The following is a 15,458-nucleotide window of genomic DNA, read 5'->3' as shown; positions in this document are numbered from 1 at the left end:
TCTCCCCGGGAGGGAGAAGAACAAGAAGGTGCCGCCCAAAGCGCTGAACCATTCCTCTCCCTCTCGGGGAGAGGTGGCCGGAGCGAAGCGGAGGTCGGTGAGGGGGCATATTGCCCAAAAAGATCAGTCGAGCGCGTGCGTCGGCTTCGCTGCGGCGGCCCAGGCAGAGCCGAGATCGGCAAGACGCGCTTCAAGGCATTCGACGCCCAGACGCACCGTGCCGCCTCCGGCAAAGGCAAGTTCCACCGTGCCTGAGACGGCATCGGCCGCGGGGGTAAAGGTGACTGCCAGAAGATTGAGAACACCTTCGGGCGCAGCAGGGTCGAACCCGGCATAGGCGACGGTTTCGACATGGTTGAAATGGAGGCCCGCGCGCTTACGCATGCCCTTGCTGCGCGGCTTGTCCTCGCTCCAGTCGTAGCGGTTCATCAACAAGGCAAAGCGCCGGTCGCGGCGGGCGTAACCCATATCGACGACGCGCACCACGGCATCCTGCGCATGGGCCGACAGCACTTCGAGATCTTCGGCATCAAGCGCCAACAGCTTGAGATCGGTCATGAAAGGGGCCCTGACAAGTGGTTGTGACCTTATCTGGTCACGCCTCTAACGATCTACAAGCTTGGCGGGTTACGGGCAACAGAAGGACAAGGGAGAAAGACCCCTCACCCTGGCCCTCTCCCCAAAGGGGCGAGGGGATGTCATCGAGCGTGATGCATAGTCTCGGCATTAACGGCCTGGTTCCCTCGCCCCCTTTGGGAGAGGGCCAGGGCGAGGGGCGTCCCCGCAGGGAAATCTCAGCCCGCCAGGCGCTCGATCTCGGCGCCGCAACGGCTGAGCTTGTCTTCGAGACGCTCAAAGCCGCGGTCGAGGTGGTAGATTCGGTTGACCACGGTCTCGCCCTTGGCCGCGAGGCCGGCAATAACTAGGGACACCGAGGCGCGCAGGTCCGTCGCCATCACCTGAGCCCCCTTGAGCTGGGACCTGCCGCGGATGGTCGCCAATTGCCCATCTACCGAAATATCGGCGCCGAACCGGGCCAGTTCGGCCACGTGCATATAGCGATTTTCAAAAATCGTTTCGCGCACCTGGCTCGTGCCCTGGCTCATGGTCATCAGGGCCATGAACTGGGCCTGGAGATCGGTGGGGAAGCCAGGAAAGGGCTGGGTTTCGACATCGACCGGCTGGATGCCATTGCCGTTGCGCCGCACGCGGACGCCTTCGGCTTCGCTCGTCAGCTCGACGCCGGTCTTGGCCAGGATGTCGAGAGCGGACTGCAAATGGTCGGCGCGCGCGCCGCGCAGCAGCACATCGCCGCCGGTCATGGCCGCAGCCATGGCAAAGGTGCCGGTTTCGATCCGGTCGGGAATAACCTCGACATTGGCGCCATGGAGCTTTTCGACGCCCTCGATGGTCAGGGTCTTGGTGCCGATGCCGGAAATCTTCGCGCCCATGGCAACCAGACACTCGGCGACATTGGTGATCTCGGGCTCCTGAGCCGCATTTTCGATCACGGTCGTGCCCTTGGCGAGGCTGGCCGCCATCAGCAACGTGTGCGTTGCGCCTACCGAAACCTTGGGGAAAACGATGCGATTGCCCACAAGGCCGCCCTTGGGCGCGCGCGCCACCACATAGCCCTCATCGATCTCGATTTCGGCGCCCAGTTCCCTGAGGCCGAACAAGAAGAGATCGACCGGGCGCGTGCCGATGGCGCAGCCGCCGGGCAGGGACACGCGCGCCTCATGGCAACGGGCCAGCAGCGGTCCGATGACCCAGAAGCTGGCGCGCATTTTCGAGACGAGATCATAGGGGGCGGTGGTGTCGACGATGTCGGCGGCATGAAAGGTCATGCGCTGCCCCACGCCATCCGATTCGCCGCGGCGGCGGCCATGCACGGCGATGTCGACGCCGTGATTTTCGAGAATACGCTCGAGCTGCTTGACGTCGGCTAGGCGCGGCACATTGGTGAGCACCAGCGGCTCATCGGTCAGCAGCGACGCGATCATCAGGGGCAGGGCGGCATTCTTGGCGCCCGAAATGGTGATGTCCCCATTGAGCGGATTGCCGCCGACCAAACGAATACGATCCATGAAATGGTTCCTCTGAACCGGCCCTCGGGCCTTCTACCTTTATTGCCGCATCGGATCGGTCCCGAAAACCGCCTCGCACTTTTCGGTCCGATGCTTTGGGGGAGGTAGGCGAGGTCTTCGTTGCCACGTAAGCCAGACCAGCCGCGCTCTTTTCGAAATGTGACGTTTCCAAATACGCCCGAAAAAGATTTACGGTTTCTTGACCGTATCGGCTTCGGGGGCCGGAGCATCGTCCCGGGCAGCGCGAGCCCTGGCCTGATCCTTGCGGCGCTTGAGGTTCTCGCGAAGCTTTGCGGCCAATCTTTGCTCTTTGGCAGCGGCGGCGTCGGACTTGCTCATCGCCTTCCCGGCAATCGGTGATTCACTGGGGGTGTTGATAGGCGTTTTTTGCGCTTGCGTCGAGCAAAACCCTATGGCAGTAGAGCCCCCGTCGCCGCCGAAACCGGCCAGCGACGATTTCGGATGCTGCCGTAGCTCAGTGGTAGAGCACTCCCTTGGTAAGGGAGAGGCCGACAGTTCAATCCTGTCCGGCAGCACCAGTTTTCTTAACAAATTCAAGCGCTTAAGTCTTCGGTTGGAAGGCTCGATTTGCCTGTGCTAACTTAGCACAGTGGTAGCACAGCCCTGCTAAGTCGTTGATTTTGCAGACACCAATTTCGCTAGCACACACTGTGCTAGCACAAGGCTAGCGCAATCGGGGACTTAATTACGTCGTAGGGTGCGTGCTCGTGGAGACAGAAACTCAGCCGTTTCAGCTGTTCCAGCGTGGAGCAACTTACTGGGTTCGATTCTCTATCAAAGGTCAGGGGCAGCAGCGTTTTTCGCTCGGCACGAAAGATGCTGCGCTAGCACAGCGACTAGCACAGCAGAAATATCAGCATAGCGTGTGGAGCGCTGATCAGGGGCTGCTGGCGGGCAAAACCTCCTTTGACAAATTGGCCCAGCAGTACATCGAAGAGTTGCTGGATCGTGCAAAGGCTAACCCGAAGAAGGCGGCCATTGCTAAAGCCGAAAAGGCCATCATCGATCGCTATCTGGTTGCGTTCTTCGGCAAATCGACGGTGACGTCGATCGCCGAACCCAAGCTGCATGAGTATCTGCAATGGCGCAAAGCCTACTGGGTGACCGGGCCTGGTGCCAAAGTGCAGTTTGTCACCTATGATTTGGCCAACGGCAAACAAGGCCGGCGCAAGGTCAAGCACGAGCCCCCTCATCCGAATACGGTGCGGCGTGAAGCCAGCGCCTTACGCGGTGTGCTCAACTTTGCAGTGCGGCTGGGCTATTTAAGGCGGGGCGATGTGCCCGAGCTACGCTTAGAGGCGGGCAAGAAAAACAAGCGTCCCGCTTTCACTACTGACGAGATCAACACGATATTGAACGCAGCACTTGAGCGCCTGCAGGATGCGTTTGCGCAACCCAAGCTGCGCCACGAGCGTGTCGGGCTCTATGCGTTTATAACTGTGGCTGTGGAAACCGGAATGCGCCCCACAGAGCTCTACAACTTGAATTGGGCGCACATCGTGGGCTTTGAGAGTGAGCGGGGCAGGCCATTGGGTGAGCGCCGCATCCGCATCGACGCCTATGGCAAAGGCATGGCGCCCCGCCAAATGGTGCCCAAGCGCGGTGCGTTTTCCGCCTTCGAGCATCTTTGGGACGCCTTCGTCGCTACGCATGGACGAGCGCCAGGTCCTAACGACCCAGTCTTCACCAACCATGACGGCGAGCGCATAGGGTCAATTAAGCGCAGCCTAAATAATCTGCTGGAAGCAACGGGCATGAAAGCCGATGCTTTTGGTCGGCCTAGGACCGCGTATAGTTTCCGACACACCTACGCGACGAACCAGATCCGCGATGGCGTGGACGTTTACATGCTGGCCATCAACATGCGGACGTCGGTCCGGATGATTGAGATGTATTATTCGGACATCATTCCAGAAGACCGGGCCAAGTTGCTTGAAGGTAACTCCTAGCCCTATTTGGATACTCTCCGGCAGCTGTTCGAGGATGACGCCCGGCGTGGCCCCAACGACAGCGACCCCATGTTTGCGGGCGTCGATGGTACGCGCATTCAGAGCTTCAAAAAGAGACTGAGCACGTTGCTGGAAGAGGCTGACCTGCTGTTTGACCGCAGCGGCAATCGCCGTTCCGCCTACGGCTTCCGGCACTTCTACATCAAGCGGCAGCTGCTGGCGAATGTCGATGTATTCACCGTGGCAATCAACACGCGCACCTCTATGGAGAGGATCCAGAAGTTCTATGTGCCTGAGGTGACGCCCGAGCATCGGTCAGCTTCGCTTAATGCCAGGTGGGAAAGCTAAGTACTTACGGCTGAAATGGGGCCGAAAGCTTCACGAACTGACACGTGGCTGGCCGCAACGACCGGGTTGGTGCTCATCGGCTGAACTCTTAAGGACTGATCGAGGTACCCGCATCGATCTGACAAGAATGCCACCTGAGGCGGTAGCGCGGTGCCGTGCGGCATGGGCCAGGCTTGCAGGTCGTGAGACCTGTGCTGTTCACGGTGACGTCAATCCACGCAATGTTCTTGTGACAGCTGAGCGGGTCGCACTGGTCGATTGGGGCGAGTCTCACGTTGACGTTCCTGACTTCGACCTCGAGCTTCCTTTCAACGCCGCCGAACTGGATCCCGTGACGTGGGATATCGCTCAGCAGGCGTCAGCTGCCTGGGAGGCAGCAGTCTGCTGGGATGATGATTATTCGAAACAGCGACTTGCGGAGGTGAGACCGCTCTAGCCTGTAACGGTCGAAGGTCTGCTCTGATCGGGTGGTTCCTTAGGACTGTCTGCCATCCACCCCGAGGCTACCGGTATACTGGTCTTCAGTCCCGTCAGTCCGATGCCGACCTCCTTCCTGCCGATCGTAGATGAGAAGACTGCAGACAAGGGGAGACTTCCGGCGCAGAGCTCGGCTCTAAGGAACGGGGTCCTTGAAAATCGCTTCGGACGTCGCGTTCATTTCCATAAGGAACTTCGCGATCACCTGTAGCTCCTCTTCTGCCAAGGCTTCTGTTGCCTGTCGGTAAGCATCCTCGATCTGGCGATATCTTGACAGCGGGCCAGCTGCGGCGATGGGATTTAACTCGATCATCACAGACCGGCGGTCTAAGGGATTGGGTGTCCGCCTAACGTAACCGGCGCTCTCGAGGCGGTCCAGAAGAGCGGTGCCGGAACCGGAGCTGAGACCCAGTTCGGCGTTGATCGACTTGGCACTCGCGGGCTTACCCAGACGATCTAGCAATCTTAGACACCCAAGGTCCGTGGGATGCAGTCCTTCCGTTTTCGCCACTCTGGCGCGGGCGGCCTCCATATTAATCACCAGCGCGCGAAGTTCTTTTCCCAGAGCCGACAAGAGCGCTTCCCGGCCCTTGTCCGGCATTGACGAAGTCTCGTTCATAATGTAACTCCATCATCAAGTTAATTGATGGACGAATAACACGGTTGTTCCATCGCTGCAACGAAGGTCACAGATGTCAAACACCAGCGTTGAACGAGTTTCGCAAGAGCCTAAAGACGCAACACAGGTGCCGTCCACTGTTGCGCCTCAAGACATGGATCGAACTGCCGAACCGAAAAAGCGCGGCCCCGCAGCAAAAGTTGGCGGCTTTGTCGTCGTGCTCTTTGTTGCGGCGCTTTCCTGGCATGTGGCCTCGGACCTGATTGCACCATCGAGTTCCTCGGGAGCCGTCTCCGCTCTGACCACCCAGATCGCCGCGCGCGTTGCGGGGCAGGTAGAGCATGTCCATGTCAGCGACAACCAACGCGTGGCGCGCGGCGATCCGCTGTTTACGCTTGATCCTGCCCCATTCGACCTTGCGGTCCGTCAGGCACAGGTTGCGCTTGACCAGGCTTTGCTTTCTGTTGGCGCATCCTCGGTGAACCTTGCCGGTGCCCAGGCTCAGGTTGACCAGGCGCGGGCAACTCTTGAAAACAACCGCACCGCCGTCGAACGCGCACGAAACCTTGCCGAGCGCGGCCTGTCGACACAGGCCCAGCTGGACACAGCCGAACTCCAGTACGCTTCCGCCGTTTCGGCCCTCAATTCGGCCGAAGCCAGCCTCGAGGCTGCCCAGCTTCAGGTTGGTGACGGGAGTTCGCCGAACCCGCAGATTGAAGGCGCAAGGGTTCAGCTCGAGCAGGCGCAGCTCAATCGGACCTTTGCCACGGTCGTGGCGCCGGCAGACGGCGTCATCACCAATCTGCGGATGAGTACTGGGCAGTTTGTCAGCGCCGGCTCGCCCGCTCTTACTTTCATCGAGAGCGAGCAGCCTTGGGTGACAGTCGATCTGCGGGAAAATCAGCTGATCAATGTCGATGTTGGGGATCGCGTCAGCGTGATTTTCGATGCTGTTCCCGGTCGATCATTCGAGGGCGAAGTTCGTGGGTTGGCATGGGGCATCGATCCCGGTCGCACCGCCGCAAATGGCTTGCCACAGAACCAGTCTTCGACGCGCTGGTTTGAACCGGCGCGCACGATCCCTGTGCAAATTTCGGTTGATACCGAAGAGGCGTGGCTAGGCAAGGTCCGCGTTGGCTCGAAGGCAAGTGCCCTGATTTTCGCACAGGGAGAGGATAATCCCGTCGCGTGGATTTCCCGCGCTCTCCAGACGGTCCAGTCCTACCTTTCGTACCTCTTCTGAGGTGGCAGGATGTTCGTTGCTCCGCGTCCCCTGATCGAAGACGATCCGCTCTTTGCAGTGCGGTTGGCGATCATGCCGACCATCGGCTTTGCTCTGGGCATGGTGCTTCAGTCGCCGATGGCGATGCTCTTCCCGATCATGATGTTTTCCCTGACAGCCGGAAACCGCAAGGCTTTCGATCTGAAACGGGTCCTCGGTGCTCCCATTGCCTTTGCGGCAATGCTTTGGCTTATGTCCTTGCCAGTTGCGCTTCTTTATCAGACGCCGCTCGCCTTGATCACGGTAATGGGGGGCATCTATTTTTTCGGCTTTTACATGATCCAGAGCACCGGCAACGCCATGGGCATGCTCTTTATCGTGTCGGCGGCGCTAATGTCCGTAATGGGTCTCGGCAGTTTTACCGCCATGAGCTATTTGCGCAGCGAAATGACGAAAGCCGCGCTCTGCGTCGCGATCTTTGCGCCGATCATGTACCTGCTTTTGCCGGTCAAGACGAAAGAGTTCAACGTCGATGTCTACGTCCCCTCCGATGAATACGGCCGCGTCGCGCGGTCGCTGATCCGGGCAGGCGTCATGCTCGCCTTTTCGCTCTACCTCTATACAATTCTCGATTTCGGCAATGTCATGCTGGGCATTGCGGGGATGTTCATCCTTGTCTTTTCCACCCAAGGCCAGATCTGGCGCGAAGTCGGTCAGCGGAGCTTTTCAGCCGCGCTCGGTGGGGTGCTCTCGTTTGTGGTGCTCGGCGCGCTTACCCTGAGTGGGCATCTCGTCGTCCTTCTGGGCCTGACATTTCTCACCGTGCTCTGGCTGGCGCACAAGATGATGACGGGCAGACTTGCGACCATGGCCTACCAGGATGCTGCGTCCATCATGATATCGCTTATAGGCAGTGCTCTTGCATCCTCCGACCCTGCTTTCGCCTTCATCCAGCGCGCTGGCTTGACAGTCATGGGCGCCGTAATCGCAGCCGCCATCGTCAGCCTGCTGGACTGGCATTTCGTCGAAAAGCGAAGACCAGCGACAACCTGACCGTTAGCCGATCCAACGCGACTATTCGTTCGCGTCCCGTTTCTTCCTGTGCAAGCTCAACGTCCGCTACTATGGCATGCTGGCGCAAAGTTGTCGGTCCGCTCTCCACCCCTTAGTAGCCGCTACTCCGCTACTAGGGCCTCTGGCCCCACTCCTAGCGCTTTGGCGAGTTTCTCGACCACGTCCAAGCTGACGTTGCGTTGGCCGTTCTCAACCTCACTGAGATAAGCGCGTTTCACTCCGGCTTCGAAGGCAAGCTGTTCTTGTGTCCAGCCACGTTCGTGCCGAACCTCCCGCACTCTCTTACCAAACACTTCCGCCAATCGCATGGGCGCAAAGTCGTTGGCTGTGCATTGCCTCTCTATCCCCTATTGGGGACATTCGACTTTACCCTAGCTGGTGATGGCACTAGTGTCCATGAAAAGGGACAGGGGGAGCGATTGATCTATTCTGAGAATGGGTGCGCATCGATTTTATTACGGCTCGCTTGCTCCGACATATTATCAGAAGTCTCCAAACATCCCTCAGCATTGCGCTCCCCGAGGGTAACATTGGCGACGCTATCAATAGCCGCCGTGATGCTTATCGTTACTGTTGTTCCCACTGCCGCCAATCCAATCGATGATCTGACTGGCTTCTATGTTGCGGACCAAAATGACTGCCTTTATGCCAATGGCACGCTGTATCTGTGCAAAGATGGCAACTGCATCAGCCAAGATTACAATCTAGGTGCTTCGACTTCGCCAGAGTTTCTGGAAGGCAGCGCCACCGAGATCGTTGCGGAGGGCATTGACGCGAACGGTTTCTCCGTAGCCACTGGCGATATTGCTCTAAGCTTCGGCAACACTGTGCGCGTCGTTCGGCCTAGTGGCGAAAGTCTGCTGACCACCAACGCGGGTCGGAGGATTGGACAAACTACTATCACTTTCATCCGTGATGGAGTTTCCGTTGATCCCTCGGCCAAGGCCCAAGATCTCAAGCTGTGCCCTGCATATGCACAAGTCGCCCAGCAATGGCTTGCCGAAGGCAGAGCTCCACACAGAGTTAACCCTCAGGCACCAGAAGTCAAAAAAGTGGTGTTTGAGAAGTTCGCATCCCTAATTCCGATGCAGTTCGAACCGCCTGTGCCTCATGCACGTATTCTAGAGGTAGTCCCAATCCAATTAGGTGATCCGGAATACCCTGCGCTGATGGTACTCTGGGTTCTGAACGTTGGCGGCACGCCGTTGCCATTGCAGGTTCTCACCTATGACCATTCTACGCAGGTTTATGTAGACGACCCTAGTCGTGTATATGCCGCTGGTGAAGCTCCACTCGTGGACAATCCGCGTGCTGTAGCGTTCTTCGACAGCCAGTATGGCCACGGCATTATAGTGGCCAATACAGGGATGGATCGCGACCCGTTCCCCCGCACCACTAATATGCTGTTGATGCCCAATAGTGAGGGTCTGCTAGTCAATTACGAACATAGCTTGGTTCAGGACAAGGAATTCTCACACGATGTAAGCTCTGGTGTCATAAACGCGGATGGCGACTGGGGCATCTACGTGAATTCTATGTACATTCCCCACTACTACATCATGCGGGATGACCGGCTCATTAAGGCCAACGATCGACTGCCAGCGGAGATCAACAGGGACGACCAAAAGTTCACAAGCTCTGCACTTGCAGACCTCGATGGTGACGGCTTCGCGGACCTTATTCTAGGCACCGCTAACGAAGCGCACGATCCCTCTGTGATCTACATGAACAATGGTCGTGGTGGGTTCACTGGTCCAGCAATTCCATTGACGCCTACGCCATTCCCTCAGCGCGAGATGCAATTTGTCGATCGCATGACTGGTGCCGGAGTGTTGGACATCGAGCTCATCAAACTGGAAGCCGACCAAGCCTATTGGGACGTCATCCTAGTCAGCAATGATTCCTACATGGGTTACGCAATTCAGCTCCTGAAGAACGACGGCGAAGGCAACTTTGCGGACGTGTCGTCAGAACGCTTTGAAACGCCCGAAAATGTCTACTTCAACCCTCTCCAGAAGCCTTACACTTGGATGTATCGCACTGTGCTGTTTGACACCGACGAAGGCGTCGACATCATTGCTAAAAGCGAAAGCCGCTTTGATGTTCCATCCTACGTATTTGGGAACAACGGCGACAACACCTTCAGCGTGGTTGAAGAGCGCATTGGCACCAACGCCATCACCAATGCTGCTACGTTTGGCGGCGACGATATGATTGAGATAGGGGCTGATAACCGCAGCATTTACCTCACTGCATATCCGCATTAGCCCAAAGAATACCTAGCACAGTTCTAGCGCAATAGCTTCTTGACCGTAGCATTTTCGGTACTTAAAATACACATAACCGCATTTGGTAAGGGAGAGGCCGACAGTTCAATCCTGTCCGGCAGCACCAGCTTTCACAACATGATAGAGCGTTTAAGTCTTCGGTTGGAAGGCTCGATTTGCCTGTGCTAACTTAGCACAGCGGTAGCACAGTCCTGCTAAGTCATTAATTTTGCGAAGGTCAATCTGGCCAGCATACACCGCGCTGGCAGCGAATCCGTCAAGCCATGGTGGCCTCTATGCTGTTCCGGCAGCGCGCAACCGCAAACCTGAGGTGTTTCGGTGCCCATAGCAGAGGTGCCCCCTTGTGCCGGGGAGCACTTTCCAACACCAGTATCGTCACGGCATTCGGCGAGATGCTCGGGGAGGCACTTGCCATAATCCGCGGATCCCCGGCGCCTGCGCCCTAGCCTTGCGGGGCTCGCTCTGGGTGCAGGTCGAGGGTGGCGTGAAAAGTGAGGCCCTGGTCGGATTGAAATTGGAAGGTGCCGCCCATCTGGGTCACGGCGCCGCGGATGATGCGCATGCCCATGCTGGTGGTGCCCGCAGGCTGGGAAAGGCCGGGTCCGTTGTCGCGGAAGGTGAGGGTCGCGCGGCCCTCCCGGAGGGTCTTGAGACTGACGCTGATCTTGCCGGCGCGGCCGTCGGAGAAAGCGTATTTGCAGCTATTGGTGACAAGTTCACTCAACAGCAGGGCTAGAGGCGTCGCGTGATCGCGATCAACTGCGACATCAGCGATGTCGAAGGCGACCTCTGCGGTCGAGCCATAGGCTTCGAGCACCTTGCACAGAACGGCCGGAATGAAGTCGGCCGCCGCGATATCCTCGTAGCGGTCATGCTTGTAGATGTGCTCGTGCATGGCCGCCATGGCGGCGAAGCGGCTCTCGAGATCGCGCTTGGTGTCTTGCGGCAGATCGTGCATGCGCACCAGGGTCTGGACCGAGGCGAGATTGTTCTTGATCCGGTGATGGATCTCGCGAAACAGCATGGTATTGAGTTCATTGAGTTCTTCGAGCTGCTCGTTGCGATCGGCAAGACGCTTGAGGAGATTGAGGATCCACCAGCAGCCGATGAAAAGGCCGATCAGAACCGGCGAAACGATCAGAAGCAGCGCCAGCACCGCCATCCGAAATTCGGACCAGGATGGGGCTGTGGCCAGGGATGCCGTTGCCACGATGCGCGTGCCGCTGACCCGGGCATAGCTGACTATCCGCTCCACGCCGTCGATAACAGATGTTGCGAGATAGGTTCCGCTATCGGCCTGGGGCAGGTAGATGGAAAAAAGCGGTGATTGGTTGAGGTCGATATCGGCATTGCTAGGGGGACTGCGGCCCATATGGAGCCCGTCTTCGCGCGCGATGCTGATGGCCGAGCCCTCAGGCAGGTCGAGCGTGTTCCTGAGATCGGACAGGAGGCTCTCGGAAAAGGAGATGATGATGGCGCCTGAAAAGCGTCCCGCCCGCTCGATTCTCTTGGAAAAAACGAAAATCGGATCTTCGGTCAGCCTACTGATCAGGCGCGGCGAGGTGTAAAAAGCTGCGCCATCGCGCAGGGCTGCGAAATAGTCGCGGTCGGCAACGGAAACCAGGCTTGCGCCAGCCACGGTCGAAAAGATGGTGCGTGCTTGCGCATCGAGCACATAGATCTGGGCCACGCGCGGCAGACCCTCGAGCACCGCCTCGATGGATTCGGAATTGCCGGCCAAGCTGGGCCCGAGTGCGGCATCGACGCGGCGCAGGGTCTGGTTGGCCAACTCGGCAACCCAGAACATGTTGGTGGAAACAACCTGCACGGCTGCCCGCGATCGCTCTTCGAGCCGGGTACGCGTTTCCCCGGCCCCCTGGAGCACGAAATAGGCGAGCAGCGAGACGAACAGCACGAAGGCTGTCAACATCAGGCCAATGGTCAGCCTGATGGCTCTGGCTTCGCCCAAGCCGCGCCGCTCCCCCACGATGATTCCCCCGCCGCCGAAGTCGATCCTCGTTCAGTGTGAGGAAGGCTAGCACGGTCCCGGCGAAAGCACACACGATGATTTCGTCGCAATTTCAGTTCTTTGCCCAAAAGCCGAGGCGAGGGAACGTTGGGTTTAACCCAGGTTGTGAGCGATGGCCGCTTTGATCAAGGCCATGAAGGCCGCTTCATCGATTGGCACGCCGTTATGGAAATCGATCGCGCGGCGGGTCTTGCCAGTCAGGCTTGCATTGAAGAGGCCGGCAGGGTCGGGGAGGGATGCGCCTTTGGCAAAGGTGGTCTTGACCGCGCTCTTATAGACTTCGCCGGTGCAGATGATGCCGCCACGCGACCAGACCGGCCCATCCCACTTCCACTCTTCCACCACATCGGCATCGGCCTGGCGGATCAGGGCCCGGATATGAGCGAGTAAGTCGCCGCGCCAGTCGTCAAATGAAGCGACATAGTGGTCGATGCGGGCGGATGCGCCAGAAGCGGGTTCCCCGGTCATCGTTGATCTCACATTTTTTCGCCGGGCAGAGCGCTCGCCTGCCGGATCCACTGGGTGAGAAGAGGCCGGTCGAGGCCTGCCGCCTCCTCGACGTCATGGTATCGTACGCCTGCCACCTTGGACGGACCCGCAGGCACGGGCTCGAGATCGGTGCCGCGGAAGAAGGTGAGGCGCACGAAGTTCTTGAAGCAATGGACGCTGGCAAACCATGTCGTGCCGTCCAATCCATAAAGCGGGGTGTTCCATTTGACCGCTTTTTGCACCGCGGGCACGGCGGCAACGATGGTGTCGTCGATCTCGCGCACGATCGCCTGTTTCCATCCCGGTACCGCCTCGATATAGGCGGCGACCGGCTCGTTGCCAAAACCCTTTGCGATCTGTGGATTGTCGCCCGAGAGCAGTTTGACGGACGCCTTTTCCTCCGCCTTTTGCTTGTTCATGGAACCGCACTCCTCCCCATCTGGGGCTTCCATCGTCCTTGTGTCCAGCAAAGCACAACCAGCCAGATCCCGCATGTGGAAAAGCGCGGGGAAAACTACTGTTGCGCAATGCTCTGCCATAAAGAAAACAGGTCGATTGGGCAGTGTTGGGAGCATGACGATGCTTACAATTTTAAGTAATATCGTTATCGCGCACAAGGCAACCTTTACCCAGTGCTGTGCACTCTACTGGCGGACCGTTTGGAGACTAGCATGACCGGGGGCAACACCACGCAGCTGATGCGGTTGCAGACCGAAATTTTGGAAGCGGTGGCCCAGGGCGAAACCTTGCCGGCCATTGCGCGGCTGCTGTGCACAAGGGCTGAACAATATGCGCCGGGGATCAGCTGTTCGGTCGTGCTGATCGACGATGCCGACCGGCTCCGGCCGCTTGCTGCACCCAGCATGCCCGCCAGCTTTAGCGAAGCCATCGACGGGCTTGCGATCGGTCCGGATATCGGCTCTTGCGGGACGGCGGCCTTCCGCAACAGCGAAGTCGTCGTTTCCGACATCTCCAGGGATCCGCTCTGGGCCGAATTTCGTATGCTGGCCTTGCCGCTCGGGTTCAAGGCTTGCTGGTCGACCCCTATCCGCAATCCGGGTGGCAAGGTGATCGCGACCTTCGCGTTTTATTTCCGCTCCCATCGCGGGCCTACCCAGCATGAACGGGAAATCGTTGCTACCTGCACCCACCTTTGTGCCCTCGCCATCGAGCATGACCGGATGCGCGAGCGGAACACACAGCTGGCCTATTTCGATGTTCTGACCGGCTTGCCCAACCGCGCGCGGTTCAACCAGCTCCTGTCCGAACTCGTTGGCGGGCAGGAAGCCTTTGGCCTGATCCTTCTCGATATCGATCATCTCAAATCGGTCAACGACTCGATCGGCCATGCGGCCGGTGACCGGCTGATCTCGACCGTGGCCCGGCGCCTTGCCGGCGCCAATCCCAAGCTGATCCCCTGCCGGCTCGGCGGGGACGAATTTGCCGTTCTCGTGCCCAGCTGCACTGATCATGAAACACTGGGCTACTGGGCCACATTGCTCGGCCGCACGGCCAAGGGAATGATCCAGATGGAAGGACAGTCCTTCGATGCCCATGTGACCATGGGCGGGGCCTTGTTCGGGCTTGATGGCGAGGATGGCGATACGCTGTGCCAGAACGCCGATTTCGCGCTGTACCACGCCAAGCAGAACCGGCGCGGCGGCTATACGGCTTTCCAGGCAGGCCTTCGCACCGAAATGATCCACCGCATCGCCCTTGTGCGCCAGATCGACCAGGCGCTCGAAGAGGACCGGGTTCTGCCGCACTACCAGCCCATCGTCAATCTCGAAACCAGCGAGATCGTGGGGCTCGAAGCCTTGGCGCGCGTGCGCATGAGCGATGACCGCATCGGCTCGGCCGGAGAGTTCCACTCCGCCCTCACCGATCCGCGCATTGCCTATGAGATGACCGGCAAAATGTTGCGCCAGGTGGCGCGGGACATGCGGAGCTGGCTCGATGCGGGCATTCACTTCCAGCATGTCGGGGTCAATGTCACGACCGGCGATTTCCAGCGTGGTGACCTTGCCGGCCGCATCGTCGAGATTTTCGGCAATGCCGGCGTGCCGCTCAAGCATATCGTCCTTGAGGTGAATGAAGCCGTCTACATGGGCGGCGACGACGATGTCGTGCCCCTTGCGGTCGAAGCGCTGCGCAATCAGGGGCTTCTCGTGGCGCTCGACGATTTCGGCACCGGCTATGCTTCCTTGACGCACCTGCTCAATTTCCCGGTCGACATCATCAAGATCGACCGCTCGTTCGTTTCCCGGCTCGGGATCGATCAGCAAAGCGAGATCCTGGTCGGGGGCATGATCGATATCGTACGCAAACTTGGAATGCGCGTGGTCGCCGAAGGGGTCGAGGATGTCGGCCAGGCCGATACGCTGCGCCGGTTCGGCTGCCGCCTGGGGCAGGGCTATCTCTACTCGCGCCCGGTTCCGGTGCGGGACTGCACGCGGCTGCTTGAAGCTTTTGGCCAAAGCCCGGACCAGGTCCTTGCGCCGGCGCGTCGCTCGGCCTGAAAATCCGGAGCCAGAACAGAAAAAGCCCGGAGGCCAGGGAGGGAAACTGGCATCCGGGCTTTTGTGTCGGTAGCTCGCGCAACGGGCGCCGGAGGGAGGAGCAGCGGCCCGGAGCGTCCTTGGAGCGCGTTCAGCGAACGCGCATCAGACAAGGATCAGGAGCGACCGATCGAGCGGAAGGCGACAGGGTCGATGCCGAGAGCCTCGAGGTGCTTGGCCTTGGGCGCCCGCCCGCCTTCAACAGCCGCCGAAACAGCAGCAGCGCTGCCGAACACGGTGGCAAAAGTGTCGAGGGTCGCAAAGAACTTGTTCTTGCGCGGGGTGCTCATGGTCAAT

The 15,458-nt window shown here is 59.0% G+C and carries 15 protein-coding genes, 1 tRNA gene and 1 pseudogene; 8 read left to right on the top strand and 9 right to left on the bottom strand.

Annotated elements, in window-relative coordinates; all coding sequences use genetic code 11:
* Nucleotides 1-123: 123 nt before the first annotated feature.
* The 3 genes from BM364_RS12680 to BM364_RS18520 form a co-directional block, all read right to left on the bottom strand.
* Complete coding sequence (locus BM364_RS12680; protein ID WP_092425131.1) at nt 124-558, bottom strand: DUF2948 family protein; 435 nt, start codon at nt 556-558, stop codon at nt 124-126.
* 236 nt (nt 559-794) lie between these two features.
* On the bottom strand, nt 795-2,087 hold the full coding sequence (gene murA, locus BM364_RS12675; protein ID WP_092425129.1) for a UDP-N-acetylglucosamine 1-carboxyvinyltransferase: 1,293 nt from the start codon (nt 2,085-2,087) through the stop codon (nt 795-797).
* Between the two features lie 189 nt (nt 2,088-2,276).
* Nucleotides 2,277-2,426, bottom strand: coding sequence for a hypothetical protein (locus BM364_RS18520; protein WP_175528592.1), 150 nt, complete (start codon nt 2,424-2,426; stop codon nt 2,277-2,279).
* Nucleotides 2,427-2,551: 125 nt separating this feature from the next.
* Between BM364_RS18520 and BM364_RS12670 the strand changes: the two genes are divergently transcribed.
* The 4 genes and pseudogenes from BM364_RS12670 to BM364_RS12655 all read left to right on the top strand — a co-directional run.
* Nucleotides 2,552-2,626 (top strand) — tRNA-Thr (locus BM364_RS12670).
* Nucleotides 2,627-2,815: 189 nt separating this feature from the next.
* The gene (locus tag BM364_RS12665; RefSeq protein ID WP_175528591.1) at nt 2,816-4,057 is read left to right on the top strand and encodes a tyrosine-type recombinase/integrase; all 1,242 of its coding nucleotides are present in this window, start codon (nt 2,816-2,818) and stop codon (nt 4,055-4,057) included.
* A 6-nt stretch (nt 4,058-4,063) separates the two neighbouring features.
* Nucleotides 4,064-4,405 carry a hypothetical protein gene (locus tag BM364_RS12660; protein ID WP_092425125.1) on the top strand — a complete coding sequence of 114 codons (342 nt, stop codon included), beginning with the start codon at nt 4,064-4,066 and terminating at the stop codon, nt 4,403-4,405.
* Nucleotides 4,406-4,427: 22 nt separating this feature from the next.
* Nucleotides 4,428-4,841: pseudogene (locus BM364_RS12655) on the top strand (phosphotransferase); the annotation flags it as partial.
* A gap of 177 nt (nt 4,842-5,018) precedes the next feature.
* Here the strand turns inward: BM364_RS12655 and BM364_RS12650 are convergent.
* Nucleotides 5,019-5,501, bottom strand: coding sequence for a MarR family winged helix-turn-helix transcriptional regulator (locus BM364_RS12650; protein ID WP_092425121.1), 483 nt, complete (start codon nt 5,499-5,501; stop codon nt 5,019-5,021).
* Between the two features lie 154 nt (nt 5,502-5,655).
* Here BM364_RS12650 and BM364_RS12645 point away from each other — a divergent pair, with 154 nt between their 5' ends.
* Entirely contained in the window at nt 5,656-6,744 is a 1,089-nt protein-coding gene (locus tag BM364_RS12645) for an HlyD family secretion protein (RefSeq protein WP_092425118.1), read from the top strand.
* Between the two features lie 9 nt (nt 6,745-6,753).
* Complete coding sequence (locus tag BM364_RS12640; RefSeq protein WP_092425116.1) at nt 6,754-7,776, top strand: DUF2955 domain-containing protein; 1,023 nt, start codon at nt 6,754-6,756, stop codon at nt 7,774-7,776.
* A 122-nt stretch (nt 7,777-7,898) separates the two neighbouring features.
* Here the strand turns inward: BM364_RS12640 and BM364_RS12635 are convergent, their stop codons facing one another.
* A complete protein-coding gene (locus BM364_RS12635; protein WP_092425114.1) occupies nt 7,899-8,105 on the bottom strand; it encodes a helix-turn-helix domain-containing protein in 207 nt (68 codons plus the stop codon).
* Nucleotides 8,106-8,327: 222 nt separating this feature from the next.
* Here BM364_RS12635 and BM364_RS12630 point away from each other — a divergent pair, with 222 nt between their 5' ends.
* A complete protein-coding gene (locus tag BM364_RS12630; protein ID WP_139232584.1) occupies nt 8,328-10,064 on the top strand; it encodes an FG-GAP repeat domain-containing protein in 1,737 nt (578 codons plus the stop codon).
* A gap of 463 nt (nt 10,065-10,527) precedes the next feature.
* Here the strand turns inward: BM364_RS12630 and BM364_RS12625 are convergent, their stop codons facing one another.
* The 3 genes from BM364_RS12625 to BM364_RS12615 all read right to left on the bottom strand — a co-directional run bounded on the left by BM364_RS12625 (nt 10,528) and on the right by BM364_RS12615 (nt 13,022).
* On the bottom strand, nt 10,528-12,054 hold the full coding sequence (locus BM364_RS12625) for a sensor histidine kinase (RefSeq protein WP_139232583.1): 1,527 nt from the start codon (nt 12,052-12,054) through the stop codon (nt 10,528-10,530).
* A gap of 153 nt (nt 12,055-12,207) precedes the next feature.
* Nucleotides 12,208-12,582 carry a DUF1801 domain-containing protein gene (locus BM364_RS12620; protein ID WP_092425108.1) on the bottom strand — a complete coding sequence of 125 codons (375 nt, stop codon included), beginning with the start codon at nt 12,580-12,582 and terminating at the stop codon, nt 12,208-12,210.
* 8 nt (nt 12,583-12,590) lie between these two features.
* Nucleotides 12,591-13,022, bottom strand: coding sequence for a DUF1801 domain-containing protein (locus BM364_RS12615; RefSeq protein ID WP_092425106.1), 432 nt, complete (start codon nt 13,020-13,022; stop codon nt 12,591-12,593).
* A 252-nt stretch (nt 13,023-13,274) separates the two neighbouring features.
* Between BM364_RS12615 and BM364_RS12610 the strand changes: the two genes are divergently transcribed.
* Nucleotides 13,275-15,122, top strand: a complete 1,848-nt coding sequence (locus tag BM364_RS12610; RefSeq protein WP_092425104.1) for a putative bifunctional diguanylate cyclase/phosphodiesterase — start codon at nt 13,275-13,277, stop codon at nt 15,120-15,122.
* A gap of 155 nt (nt 15,123-15,277) precedes the next feature.
* On the opposite strand, the gene BM364_RS18515 is transcribed toward BM364_RS12610, so the two are convergent.
* Complete coding sequence (locus BM364_RS18515) at nt 15,278-15,451, bottom strand: hypothetical protein (RefSeq protein ID WP_175528590.1); 174 nt, start codon at nt 15,449-15,451, stop codon at nt 15,278-15,280.
* Nucleotides 15,452-15,458: the final 7 nt, after the last annotated feature.

It is taken from the genome of Devosia crocina (assembly GCF_900116545.1).
Taxonomy (GTDB): Bacteria; Pseudomonadota; Alphaproteobacteria; order Rhizobiales; family Devosiaceae; genus Devosia; species Devosia crocina.
The sequence above is the reverse complement of the archived record's forward strand: the minus strand, read 5'-3'. Positions and strand labels throughout refer to the sequence as shown.

Coding starts and splice junctions, on each gene's coding strand:
- BM364_RS12680 (WP_092425131.1), bottom strand. CDS start 558: ATGACCGATCTCAAGCTGTTGGCGCTTGATGCCGAAGATCTCGAAGTG.
- murA (WP_092425129.1), bottom strand. CDS start 2,087: ATGGATCGTATTCGTTTGGTCGGCGGCAATCCGCTCAATGGGGACATC.
- BM364_RS18520 (WP_175528592.1), bottom strand. CDS start 2,426: ATGAGCAAGTCCGACGCCGCCGCTGCCAAAGAGCAAAGATTGGCCGCA.
- BM364_RS12650 (WP_092425121.1), bottom strand. CDS start 5,501: ATGAACGAGACTTCGTCAATGCCGGACAAGGGCCGGGAAGCGCTCTTG.
- BM364_RS12645 (WP_092425118.1), top strand. CDS start 5,656: ATGGATCGAACTGCCGAACCGAAAAAGCGCGGCCCCGCAGCAAAAGTT.
- BM364_RS12640 (WP_092425116.1), top strand. CDS start 6,754: ATGTTCGTTGCTCCGCGTCCCCTGATCGAAGACGATCCGCTCTTTGCA.
- BM364_RS12635 (WP_092425114.1), bottom strand. CDS start 8,105: ATGCGATTGGCGGAAGTGTTTGGTAAGAGAGTGCGGGAGGTTCGGCAC.
- BM364_RS12620 (WP_092425108.1), bottom strand. CDS start 12,582: ATGACCGGGGAACCCGCTTCTGGCGCATCCGCCCGCATCGACCACTAT.
- BM364_RS12615 (WP_092425106.1), bottom strand. CDS start 13,022: ATGAACAAGCAAAAGGCGGAGGAAAAGGCGTCCGTCAAACTGCTCTCG.
- BM364_RS12610 (WP_092425104.1), top strand. CDS start 13,275: ATGACCGGGGGCAACACCACGCAGCTGATGCGGTTGCAGACCGAAATT.
- BM364_RS18515 (WP_175528590.1), bottom strand. CDS start 15,451: ATGAGCACCCCGCGCAAGAACAAGTTCTTTGCGACCCTCGACACTTTT.